Genomic DNA, 11,340 nt, shown 5'->3' on the forward strand with positions numbered 1-11,340 from the left:
CCTTATTTAGAAATTTTTTAAGCCTATCTAATTTATCAGCTCACTCGATTGCAATGTTCCAAGACCCAACATACCCAGATATTGGTACAGCACCAGGTGATTGAGCATAAGCATGGAATTGAAACATTCCAGCACTATTAGGGTTGAATATCTTCATCCTCAAAGCGTATGATTTTTTATCTACTGGAATTGGCTGATCTGGATAGAAGTCAATAGCTGTCTGATCTTTACTGACTTCTATAATGCCAGGAATAGTTTCTAAACATTTTGTTCTTGTGCTATATCCTCCTACCTGTGCTCTACAAAATTCTAGTTTCTCAGGTTTGATTTTTGATTCAAAATAATCTGGTACTTTAATTGTTAATTTTAAAATACCAGTTTTTCTATTTTTAGACCTTAAGATCAGATAGTAGGTTGAACGATCTCTTTTTTCTTTGGATGATTGTACATATTTAAGTCTGACGTAATTAGGGTCAGGATCCCACATGAAATCTATCCCTGTATTTGCCAAACTAGGATTATTTGGAATTGTTCCAATTGCAAACAATGCCCCAATTGCCAAAGATGAACTTAATAGTTTCTTTGCCGAATTCTTGAAAGTTGAGTTATTGGAGATCTGACGCATTTTTAAATAGGTTGTAATGAATAAGGGTTCAAGCTTCAAAGATACTAATTCTTAATTTGAAGCTTTCAGATTGGATCTATTAAGAACAAAAATCTAAGGCAATGCCTTTATAGATCTGTCTGGTCTTAAGATACTCGCTTTTCCTAAATAAGTATGATTAGGAACTTGATTTTCCGAGAGTCTTACATGCACAAGTATCCTGATGCACTTAGGCAGATCATTTTTCACAAACATTTGCTGACAATCAATTAAAGAGACCGTTTCCCATCCGGTTTGTTTTCTCGCGATACTTGCAGGGAAACAAGCATTTAGGTCAGTTGTAACTGAAAAAATTACAGAAATAATTTGACTAGGTTGAAGCCTATTCCTGTTTACCAATTCAGCGACAAGCTCATTAACTGCTTCTTCAATAGCTTCTACTGTGTTGTTTAAGCATGTAGTTGCTCCTCTTATAGATTGAATGTTCATTTAATTTCTTTTTCAGTTATAACTTATGGTCTAAATAGCCAGAGGATTTGACCATTAGTAGAAAATTCAATACTTATTAGTTCGATTAATGATGCAATCATACTCCCACCGGGCAAAAGACCTATTAATTTTTTCTTTGGACGGCCAAGAGTAATTGGCTGGAGTTTTTCATCAAGGTCTGCAAGCTCTGCCGCTAAAAGCCTTGCATCATTTTCATCTCCAACTTCATCTACTAATCCAAGCTCTTTTGCTTGATCACCAGTGAACACCCTTCCATCTGCAAAGGCTCTTACTGATTCCTCGCTAAGGTTTCTTCCTTGTGCAACTGCTTTAACAAACTGGCCATAACTACTATCTATAAGTGATTGAAGAAGAGAACGTTCTTCAGCTGTAAGAGCTCTATCCGGTGAAAGGATGTCCTTAAACACACCACTTTTTACTGTTTCAAATTGAATGCCTATACGTTCAAGCAACTTCGAAATGTTGTTGCCACGAAGAATCACGCCTATTGAACCTGTAATGGTTCCAGGGTTTGCAATAATCCTCTCAGCAGCAACTCCTATATAAACGCCCCCAGAAGCTGATATGTTGCCAAAACTTGCTATAACATGACATCCCGTTTCTCGAAGTCTAAGTAGTGCAGCATGTATTTCCTGACTGTCACCAACAGTGCCTCCTGGGCTATCAATGCGAAGAAGAAGAGCTGGGAACTCTCTTTTTTCAACTTGTCGAATAGCTTTAAGAACAATTTTTCTTGTGGAACCTCCTATGGGTCCATCAATAATTATTCTTGCCATCCTTTTTTTGGATTTGCGACGCCAAGGCCAGATCATTTCTTTAGTACGTATTCCATTGAATCTTAAAAAAAAGCTTTCAAAGTGTGGTCATGTTTGAAAAGTTGAATTGGTTGTTAATGGTTTTACCCTTCGCATTATGGGGGACTGCAATGGCAGCCATGTCACCATTGGTTGAATCAGGTGGGCCTGAGGTTGTAGCCACCTTAAGGCTTTTCCCTGCTGGAGTGGTACTTCTATTAGCAGCATTTTGCCTCAAAAGACCTTTAAAAATTGCAAAAACTGATTGGTTATGGTTTGTAGCTTTCTCGTTAATTGATGGAAGCTTATTTCAATTTTGCTTAGCAAGAGGCTTGGCGGAAACCGGCGCAGGATTAGGTTCTGTATTCATTGATTCTCAACCATTAATCGTTGCATTACTAGCTAGAACTCTTTTTGGAGATCCTATTAATCCTATTGGTTGGATTGGCTTGACTTTAGGGATTGGAGGAATAGCTTGTATAGGAATTTCGCCAGATTTATTAGGCAACTGGTTCTTAATGGGAGAAGAAGTTTCTGGATTTAATATTTTAAATAATGGAGAGACTTGGATGTTATGTGCTGCAATTGCAATGGCTATAGGAACTGTTTTAATTCGTTTTACTTGTAAAGGAAGTGACCCAGTCTCTGTAACCGGATGGCACATGGTAATTGGAAGTATTCCTTTGGCATTGGTTCATTATTTTGATCGGGAATGGCCCCTATTCCCTCATTGGTCTTTCCATGACTGGAGCTTAATGGCCTATACCACTTTATTAGGGAGCGCTTTGGCTTATGGATTATTTTTTTGGTTTGCAAGCAAAAAAGAACTTACAAGTTTTAGTGCCCTTGCATTTTTAACCCCAGTATTTGCTCTTATTTCAGGAGGTGTTTGGTTAGGAGAAAGACTTAATTCAATACAATGGATTGGTGTTTGTTTTGTTCTTTTCTCTGTGTTTTTAGTTAGCCAACGGTCTAGGTTATGGGAGCCTTGGACTAATCTTAATGGTGGTATTTCAAAAGATATATAAGAATGGATTTACAACATTTAAAATTAATTATCATTAGTACTCCTATTGGATTTATCGGGAGCGGAAGAGGTGGTGGTGTTGAATTAACTTTGGTCTCTATAGTAAAAGGATTATTAGAGATGGGATATGAAATTACCATAATTGCATCAGAAGGATCTTCTTTACCTTCTTCTTGTCAGAAGGCTAATATTATAGAAGTTAAAGGGGTAGATCAAGTTAGTTGGCAACAGCAAAAGGATGATTCCCCTATTGAAATACCTATGGATGGAATACTTCCTAAATTTCTAGAGATAGCAATTAATCTATCTAAAGAATATGATGCAATCCTAAATTTATCCTATGACTGGTTACCCATATGGATTACTCCATATATAAATGCAAATATATTTCATTTAATTAGCATGGGAGGTGTTTCTAAGATAATAAAAAATACTATTAAAAATATATCTGAAACACATCATTCTCGATTAGCATTTCATACATATACTCAAGCTTCAGACTATCGATTAGAGAAGGAGCCTATTATTGTAGGGAATGGATTTGATTTTAGAGATTATGATTTTCAAGCAAATTCAACAGGACCTATAGGCTGGGCTGGAAGAGTTGCTCCAGAGAAAGGATTAGAGGATGCAGCAAAAGTCGCAGCATCTCTAGGGGATACTTTACTGGTTTGGGGTTTCATCGAAAATAATGACTATGCTTCTAAAATTGAGGCCTCTGTACCTCCAGGAACAATTGAATGGAGAGGGTTCCTAAACACTCATCAATTCCAATCTCAAATGGGAGCTTGTAGAGTACTTATCAATACGCCAAAGTGGAATGAAGCTTACGGGAATGTTGTAATGGAAGCCATGGGTTGTGGAGTCCCAGTAGTTGCTTATAACCGGGGTGGGCCTGGCGAACTAATTAAATCAGGCGTTACAGGTTGGTTAGTTCCTCCAGACGATATTGATAAATTAAGAGAAGCTGTATTAAAAGCAAACAAAATCAATAGAAAAGATTGCAGAGAATGGGCTATTCAATCTTCTTCTTATCAACAACTTGCGAAAAGAATTCATTGTTGGATTACAAATGAAATTGCAATTAAATAAATACACATATTCTTTAAAATATATCTAAAGTCAAAGTGAAGTCATTTATCTCTAAATCTGAATACCAGAAAGGAATATTTGCAATTCTCTTGTTTGGTTTTTTTATTTTTATTTTTCAACTTGGATCAACTGGTTTAATCGATGAGACACCTCCTCTATTTGCTGCTGCAAGCAGAGCAATGAGTGAAACAGGTAATTGGCTTACTCCAAGAGTTAATGGATTAAATAGGTTTGACAAGCCTCCCTTGATTTATTGGTTAATGGGATCCTTTTACTCCATACCAGGACATGACCTCTGGGATCCACTAGGAACTTGGGCTGCAAGACTTCCTTCTGCTATGTCGAGCCTGATGATGATGCTTTTCCTTGGCGACACATTAATGAAACATCCAGTGCGAAATAATACTTTTCCAAGAAGGACAGCTCTGGTGGCGTCACTTGCATTTGCACTGTCTCCAATAGTTATTGTATGGGGCCGCATCGCAGTTAGCGATGCGCTTCTTTGCTGCACCTTAGGAATAAGTTTACTTCTCAATTGGAGAACATATGTTTACAAAGATAGTTCTAATAATTGGTGGAGTGCTTGGGTCGTACTGGGATTAGCTGTTCTTACAAAAGGGCCAGTTGCAATAGTCTTAACATTAATGACTTTGATTATTTTTGGATATTTTCAAAAGGATTATTTAACTCTAATAAAAAAGACTAAACCATTAAAAGGTTTGTGTATTAGCGTTCTAATAAGTAGTCCTTGGTATATAGCCGAGTTGATTGTTGAAGGGAAGCCTTTCTTTGATAGTTTCTTTGGTTACCATAATCTTCAAAGATTAACATCAGTTGTAAATAGTCATTCTCAACCATGGTGGTTTTTCGTAATGATGCTATTAATAGCATCATTTCCATTTACACCTTTTCTAATCTCTGGTTTAATTAACTACTTCTATAAAATATTAAGTCCAAATAGAAGCTACTATATAAACAAAACAGATAATTCTTTACTTAATTTTGCAGGCAGCTGGCTCATCTCTGTTTTTATACTATTTACATTTGCAGCCACGAAGCTTCCTAGTTATTGGCTTCCTGCAACTCCTGCTGCTGCAATAATTATTGCTTTATCGTCAGGCAAAAGTATCCATGATGATAGAAAAGTTTCAATTCACTATTTGTCAATATCTTTTTTCATGTTTTTGATGGCCATATTACTTTCAAATCCCGAAATATGGATTAACACTATAAATGATCCTGAAATGCCTGAACTTGCATCAGAATTATTAGAAAGTGGTTTAGTTACAAGAGCTGCTATATATTTTTACTTACCTGCATTTATAAGCCTTTATTTCGCGATAGGGAAAAAGTCGAGAAATCTAATATTACTTCAATTGCCATTTATTATTTTTCAAATCTTTGTAATGCTTCCGATCTGGAAACTTGCAGATGGCTTACGTCAAAAGCCTATTAGAGAAGTTGCAAAACAGCTCACTTTGCTACACAAGGAAAATGAAGAACCAATAGCAATGGTTGGTATAAAGAAGCCCTCTCTTCATTTTTATGCGAATAAATTAATATTTTACGAATCAAATGATGTAGTAGCACTTGTCAACTTATCTGAAAGATTACGTGAAGAGAATAGAGCAGAGTGGACTAACGAAACAACCTTTTCAGAGGGGAGGTCTCCTACTGTACTTGTTGTTATAGACAAGAAAACAAATGATTACCCGCACTGGCAAGGAATGAATGCAAAGGAAATTAGTTCTTTTGGTATCTATAAGCTTTTGCGTCTAGATATAGGAACTCTTAAACAAAGAGAAATCCTTCTAAAAAAGGAAGGCGTTGTTTCAGACTGGAGAAAGCCTCGAAACGAAAGATTCTAATCCTAATTAATTCATCTCGCTTATAACTATCAACAGAAAAGTTTCTTCTAAGTTTTTCTTGACGAAATTTCCCTTATTGCCATTACTAAAGCATGAGTCAATCTGAGCCTATCCCTCTTGACGCATAAGATGCATGACTGCTTTGACAAAGCGCTTGTCATAAGAGCATCAAATATAAAGGAAACCTAAAGAAAGCTTATCATGTCGTCCAGATCGATCGAGAAGGTAAGAGTCATGATCTTTTTTCTTGACAACTCCCTCTTTAAATGAATTTGCTAATCCTGCTTTCAAATCGAATGCAAAAAGATTAATCTTATCAAGCCTTACCTGAAAAGGCTGAATCTATGTCTAGAAAAGATCTCAATAAATTCATTGAAAAAGTCAATGCTCTTAACGCTTTAATTGATTCTATTGAAAAAATTCCAAGTCGAAAAATTCAATTAGAGAAATGCATTTCACATGACCAGGTCGTAAAGCTTGCCAAGTCATGGGGGTTTGACATAGGAAGGCGTTGGGGAGAGTAAATTAATTAAAATTATTTGTTATTTCTTTTTAAATCTTAATTGGAGTACTTTGCTAAAGTCTAAATATATTCTCTTGGGAGACATTAAAATCAAGGGGAATCAAAGAAGCCCGTTGAAGCAAGGTAAAGGATCATAATAACTATTGGTCCTAATCCAAAAATTAGTAAAACTAGTTTTTGTAATTTAGGAGATTCTTCTTTCTCTTTTATAAGTTTACTCATTTCTTTTAATTATTTTCTTCATTATAAAATTTCAATCCCATTGAATTAATAAATATCATAATAATCATTAAGAATCTTTTGAGATTGAATCACTTATAGAATTTAAATTCAATGGTTTTCCAATTATTTATTAATATAGTATAAAACAAAAAAGGCCTCGTATAAACGAGGCCTTTTTTAGTATATGCAAAGAAAGTTAATTTGAACTTGTACTGAAGTTCAATTTAGCTCCAATTTCCTTGAAGTTATATCCCATTGCACGAAGTGCATGCCAAAGATGCCCCTGGATAGCAAAGAAACCTGCAATGTAGTGAAAATTAGCTGTCCAACAGCGTCCTGAATGTCCTAAAGGTGCAATTCCATTGCTGTAGTCTATTGAGTCAACAAAAGCTGGGGCAATTACAAAAGCACGATTTAGTGGCTCTCCATAAAATTCAACGGGGTAAACCGTGGTGTTTTGAGAAACCCAGAAAGCTGCAACAATTGCCATCCAGCCGATGCCAGCAAGACTAAATGAAAGAATTGCTTCTGCTGAAAGAAGACCAGCTCCTTTTAACCTGTCATATTCCCCAAGGCGTTTATCTTCCCATTTTGTAGAACCTGCAATTGCATGAAAGCATCCACCAGTAATCTCAACAAATGCAAGGAATGCATGACCTCCCATTACATCTTCAAGGCTATCAATATTTAGGAAATTAACTTGGCGTTCCCAAATCATTGATAGATCAAGATTGTAATTAACTTGTCTAACCGCACCAATAGCTGGGTCATATATTCCGTGTATCCTTGCCCATTCAACAAACCATGCACAAGCAAGGCCAAAAAGTATTAGATGATGGCCAAGGATAAAGGTTTGGTTGTCTGGGTTATCCCATTCCAATTTGAACTTCCTAGCTTGGGCAACATTACTTTTCTGCATGTCATCAGGAAAGTAAATGGCATGCATTAATCCTCCTGCTCCATAAACCATTGACAAAATTAAATGAACGATTGCGATGGTTACCACACCAGCTCCAGTCCAGACCCCAGCTTCATCGAAGCCAATACCTACTGATGCTAAATGAGGAAGAAATATCAACCCTTGATCACCCATAGGCAACGAAGGGTCAAAGCGAGAAAGTTCGAATAATGTGTTAGAACCTGCTCCAAAAGCGATCATCCCAGTATGCGCAGCATGCGAGGCTATAAATCGCCCAGATCGATTGGTAACAGATGCATTACCAGCCCAAAAGTCATAAGTGACGTCTGGATTACCATAGGTCTGCATAAATTTAGATGTTCCGATGGGTAGACATGACCAAAGGTTACAGGGATCACATTCTTATGCTCGTTTTGTTAAAGGTCTGTATTTAAAAGTCAAAGTTTAGACCAGCCATATAAAGTCTATTTCAAGGAAAATCAAGTTTTTCTTCCTGAAGAGTCTTCAACGCAATGGGAGGCATTTAAAAAGAGGATTCAAACATATCGGCTCTATAAAGCCTTTTCTAGTCTTATTTAAGCAACAAACTTTTCCTAAAAAGAGGTTTCCTCTATCTTTTCCTGCTAGAAAGCTTTTTGAATTCAAAAATGCACCTTGAAGGTTTTAAAGAAAGTCTCTCCTAAATTATTCGCCTTATCTATTGCCTCCTTTGGAATGATCAATGGGATAGGGGCATTATCTGAGGTCAAAATAGATTGCGAGTCATCTGCTTGGGAAGATCATCCATCATGCGATAAATCTAAAGGGACCAAAACAATTGACAAAAAGTCAGGGTTAGAAGTAATTGAATTTGTCAAAGATATTGATTGGAAGTCAAAATCCAGAGATAAGCTTCCTTATTCAAAAATAGTCAAAGTTACATCCCTACTAGATGGTGAATATGAACTTGCTGTTTTTGATAGAGATTACAAAAGTGGATTATGGTCAGGAGGTAGCGAGAGAGTTGTCCTAAATGGACAACCGATATGCTGCGAGGATATACCTATTCAGCTGGAGGATGTGGGCTTTTAACTTGTACATATCAAAGGTCATCTTACAATGATTTACCAGATGTTATAGAGCTATTTGTTGCTAGTAAAAGTTTTAGATTATATGGAGATAGTGGCGAATTCCAATTACCTCAATCTTTTGTAGAATTAATAAAAAAAAGCAATGAAAATACTGAAGTCAATTTAAAATTAAAAGGGAGCAGTGGTGCTGTCATCCCAATAGGTAGTGGAACAATATCTTCATTAAAGCAACTTTATACTAAAGGGATAAAATCATGGACAAGGCCAGAGTTTAAAATATCAAGAACAAAAGTTAGCAAGAATGCAATTTCAATTGAGAAAATCGCAGAAAATACACTTCAATCAGTAGTAATGCTAAAAAACGAAAGAGGCCTAGGAAGTGGTTTCTTAATTAATAACAAAGGACTTATCGTGACTAATAGACATGTTGTTGCTGGAGGAGATAAGAAGTTTCAGATAGTTGCTCAAGGAGGAATAAAAGCCAATGGAAAGGTTGTATATGTAGATAGAAAGTTGGATTTTGCTTTGGTTAGCTCTGAAGGTATGAAGAGAACTAAACCACTTCCTTTATGCTATGCGGACTATCCAACTCCAGGACAAGCAGTTGTTGCATTAGGTTCCCCAAGTGGACTTGCAGGAACAGTTACCACAGGAATAGTTAGTGCCATTAGATACCCTGCAGGCAAACTAGAAGGTGTTGCACCTAGTTATGTAACTTTAATTCAAACAGATGCAGCAATAAGCCCTGGCAATAGTGGAGGCCCACTCGTCAATTCAAGAGGAGAAGTTGTAGGAGTTAATACATTTAATTATCTTGGAGCAGGAGGGAAAGGGCAGAATCTAAACTTTGCTGTTTCTATTGTAGATATCCTTAGAGCAGTTGATGCAGTTGCCCCAGAAGAAAGCAAAGAGATTAATTGGTTGCCTAAGTGGCTTAATCTCTTTCAGACAGAGACTAATAGATGTGGAAACTTTATATAAAATGATTCTAATTTCTTGAATGAGATAGATCCTTGCTTAGAAGCAAATTCTGATCAGCATGAAGTACAAGAAAGCGATGCAGTCAAAAAGAGAGAATCTCACCACTAAGAATCAAAAACCAGAAGCTCATATTGCAATGCAAAATGAATGTTTAGAAAGACTAGAAGGGGGTTCTTTAGGCGAGATTCAATCAGGTGATTTAGCCAGTAGTTATTAGAAGTACATTTAATTAGCTAAAAAAGCATTCTTATATATATTTAAAAACTGCAAAATCCCCTTTAATTTATTCATTTAAAAACCCACCAAAATTATTATCTATGTGTAGCTAAGCTAGATTTAACCCATCAACGGTGGGATTTGCAAAGAGAGATCCCTTGTCGTCATTAGCTATTTTAATGATAAAAAAACCACCAAAACCCACCATTAAAAAACCCAAAATCAAGCGGGGGACTATCTAGTGTACTTTCAGGACATAATTTCAAAATTGAATGCCTTTTGGAGCAAACAAGGCTGTCTTTTACTGCAACCTTACGACACTGAGAAGGGTGCAGGAACAATGAATCCTCATACTGTTTTAAGAGCAATTGGGCCAGAACCTTGGGCTGTTGCATACCCTGAGCCATGCAGAAGACCAACTGATGGAAGATATGGCGATAATCCCAATAGAGCTCAACATTATTATCAATACCAAGTTCTTATAAAGCCTTCACCAGATGAAATCCAAGAGACATATCTCTCATCTCTTAAAGAGCTAGGCATTAGGCAAGAAGAACATGACATTCGATTTGTAGAAGACAATTGGGAGTCTCCTACACTTGGGGCATGGGGTGTTGGATGGGAAGTTTGGTTAGACGGCATGGAAGTTACACAATTCACTTATTTTCAACAATGCGGGGGACTTGATTGTCGTCCAGTCTCAATAGAAATCACTTATGGCTTAGAAAGGATTGCTATGTTTCTTCAAAGTGTTGAAAGCATTTGGGATTTAAAATGGAATAATTCATATAGTTATGGCGATATTTGGCTATCTTTTGAAAAAGCAAATTGCAAATTCAATTTTGAAGATTCCAATCCTGACACTTTAAATAAATTGTTTGACTTATATGAATTAGAGGCTCAATCTCTAATATCTAATCAATTAGCTTTGCCAGCTCTAGACTATGTTTTAAAATGTAGCCATACGTTCAATCTTTTAGAGGCAAGAGGGGTTATTTCAGTAACTGAAAGAACAGCAACAATTTCCCGTATTCGCAATTTAGCGCGCAAAGTTGCAGAGTTATGGCTTGAAGAAAGAAAAAGCATGGGATTCCCTCTTTTAGGGACTTGCCCAGGAGATTAAAATTAGCAGCATTTGATACAGCAATAAGTGCTTTTTGCGTCTAATCATGCTAAAATTTGATAGCCCATTTTATTAGTGGGCTTATTGTGAGGAATCCTAAAATGAAGCTTTTCCAGCAATTGCTGCTGGCTCCAGCTGCTTTAGGTCTTTTGGCACCATTAGCTGCTACTGCAGCTGAAGTTAACATCAATGATGTTGCCAACTATGCCAAGAGCCCTAATCAAGCTCAAGCCGTTAAATCTGTTCAATTCTCTGACGTTGTACCAGGAGATTGGGCATATACTGCTCTTCAAAATTTAAGTGAGAGCTATGGCTGTGTAGACAATGCCTACACACAAAATCTCAAGAGTGGTCAGGCTCTTACTCGTTTTGAGGCTGCTGCACTTGTAAA

General features: G+C 36.7%; 12 protein-coding genes and 1 pseudogene. 9 read left to right on the forward strand and 4 right to left on the reverse strand.

The window, feature by feature from the left end; translation table 11 throughout:
- Window positions 1-40: 40 nt before the first annotated feature.
- The 3 genes from EV07_RS06920 to sppA form a co-directional block, all read right to left on the reverse strand.
- Entirely contained in the window at window positions 41-625 is a 585-nt protein-coding gene (locus tag EV07_RS06920) for a DUF2808 domain-containing protein (RefSeq protein WP_052043747.1), read from the reverse strand.
- A 93-nt stretch (window positions 626-718) separates the two neighbouring features.
- Complete coding sequence (gene aroH / locus EV07_RS06925; RefSeq protein WP_036918748.1) at window positions 719-1,093, reverse strand: chorismate mutase; 375 nt, start codon at window positions 1,091-1,093, stop codon at window positions 719-721.
- Between the two features lie 23 nt (window positions 1,094-1,116).
- Entirely contained in the window at window positions 1,117-1,926 is an 810-nt protein-coding gene (gene sppA / locus EV07_RS06930) for a signal peptide peptidase SppA (protein WP_036918751.1), read from the reverse strand.
- A gap of 53 nt (window positions 1,927-1,979) precedes the next feature.
- On the opposite strand from sppA, the gene EV07_RS06935 reads away from it, so the two are divergent.
- The 4 genes from EV07_RS06935 (at window position 1,980) to EV07_RS06950 (ending at window position 6,419) form a co-directional block, all read left to right on the forward strand.
- Window positions 1,980-2,936, forward strand: coding sequence for a DMT family transporter (locus EV07_RS06935; protein WP_036918754.1), 957 nt, complete (start codon window positions 1,980-1,982; stop codon window positions 2,934-2,936).
- Window positions 2,937-2,938: 2 nt separating this feature from the next.
- Complete coding sequence (locus tag EV07_RS06940; RefSeq protein WP_036918757.1) at window positions 2,939-4,027, forward strand: glycosyltransferase family 4 protein; 1,089 nt, start codon at window positions 2,939-2,941, stop codon at window positions 4,025-4,027.
- 35 nt (window positions 4,028-4,062) lie between these two features.
- Window positions 4,063-5,895 (forward strand): ArnT family glycosyltransferase, encoded by a 1,833-nt coding sequence (locus EV07_RS06945; RefSeq protein WP_036918760.1) that lies wholly within the window; start codon window positions 4,063-4,065, stop codon window positions 5,893-5,895.
- A gap of 344 nt (window positions 5,896-6,239) precedes the next feature.
- The gene (locus EV07_RS06950; protein ID WP_036918765.1) at window positions 6,240-6,419 is read left to right on the forward strand and encodes a Nif11 family protein; all 180 of its coding nucleotides are present in this window, start codon (window positions 6,240-6,242) and stop codon (window positions 6,417-6,419) included.
- Between the two features lie 417 nt (window positions 6,420-6,836).
- On the opposite strand, the gene EV07_RS06955 is transcribed toward EV07_RS06950, so the two are convergent.
- The gene (locus EV07_RS06955; RefSeq protein WP_036918768.1) at window positions 6,837-7,907 is read right to left on the reverse strand and encodes a chlorophyll a/b binding light-harvesting protein; all 1,071 of its coding nucleotides are present in this window, start codon (window positions 7,905-7,907) and stop codon (window positions 6,837-6,839) included.
- Window positions 7,908-8,213: 306 nt separating this feature from the next.
- Here EV07_RS06955 and EV07_RS06960 point away from each other — a divergent pair, with 306 nt between their 5' ends.
- The 5 genes and pseudogenes from EV07_RS06960 to EV07_RS06975 form a co-directional block, all read left to right on the forward strand.
- Window positions 8,214-8,630 carry a hypothetical protein gene (locus tag EV07_RS06960; protein ID WP_036918770.1) on the forward strand — a complete coding sequence of 139 codons (417 nt, stop codon included), beginning with the start codon at window positions 8,214-8,216 and terminating at the stop codon, window positions 8,628-8,630.
- Window positions 8,585-9,610, forward strand: coding sequence for a S1C family serine protease (locus EV07_RS09280; RefSeq protein WP_052043745.1), 1,026 nt, complete (start codon window positions 8,585-8,587; stop codon window positions 9,608-9,610). The genes EV07_RS06960 and EV07_RS09280 overlap by 46 nt, the downstream gene beginning before the upstream one ends.
- Before the next feature lie 76 nt (window positions 9,611-9,686).
- Entirely contained in the window at window positions 9,687-9,827 is a 141-nt protein-coding gene (locus EV07_RS09915; RefSeq protein ID WP_206537153.1) for a hypothetical protein, read from the forward strand.
- A gap of 240 nt (window positions 9,828-10,067) precedes the next feature.
- Complete coding sequence (gene glyQ / locus EV07_RS06970) at window positions 10,068-10,949, forward strand: glycine--tRNA ligase subunit alpha (protein WP_036918773.1); 882 nt, start codon at window positions 10,068-10,070, stop codon at window positions 10,947-10,949.
- 101 nt (window positions 10,950-11,050) lie between these two features.
- Window positions 11,051-11,340 (forward strand): annotated as a pseudogene (locus EV07_RS06975) (iron uptake porin); the annotation flags it as partial.

The organism is Prochlorococcus sp. MIT 0603, from assembly GCF_000760215.1.
Lineage (GTDB): Bacteria > Cyanobacteriota > Cyanobacteriia > PCC-6307 > Cyanobiaceae > Prochlorococcus_E.

Coding starts and splice junctions, on each gene's coding strand:
- aroH (WP_036918748.1), bottom strand. CDS start 1,093: ATGAACATTCAATCTATAAGAGGAGCAACTACATGCTTAAACAACACA.
- EV07_RS06955 (WP_036918768.1), bottom strand. CDS start 7,907: ATGCAGACCTATGGTAATCCAGACGTCACTTATGACTTTTGGGCTGGT.
- EV07_RS09915 (WP_206537153.1), top strand. CDS start 9,687: ATGCAGTCAAAAAGAGAGAATCTCACCACTAAGAATCAAAAACCAGAA.
- EV07_RS06935 (WP_036918754.1), top strand. CDS start 1,980: ATGTTTGAAAAGTTGAATTGGTTGTTAATGGTTTTACCCTTCGCATTA.
- EV07_RS09280 (WP_052043745.1), top strand. CDS start 8,585: ATGCTGCGAGGATATACCTATTCAGCTGGAGGATGTGGGCTTTTAACT.
- EV07_RS06950 (WP_036918765.1), top strand. CDS start 6,240: ATGTCTAGAAAAGATCTCAATAAATTCATTGAAAAAGTCAATGCTCTT.
- EV07_RS06920 (WP_052043747.1), bottom strand. CDS start 625: ATGCGTCAGATCTCCAATAACTCAACTTTCAAGAATTCGGCAAAGAAA.
- sppA (WP_036918751.1), bottom strand. CDS start 1,926: ATGATCTGGCCTTGGCGTCGCAAATCCAAAAAAAGGATGGCAAGAATA.
- EV07_RS06940 (WP_036918757.1), top strand. CDS start 2,939: ATGGATTTACAACATTTAAAATTAATTATCATTAGTACTCCTATTGGA.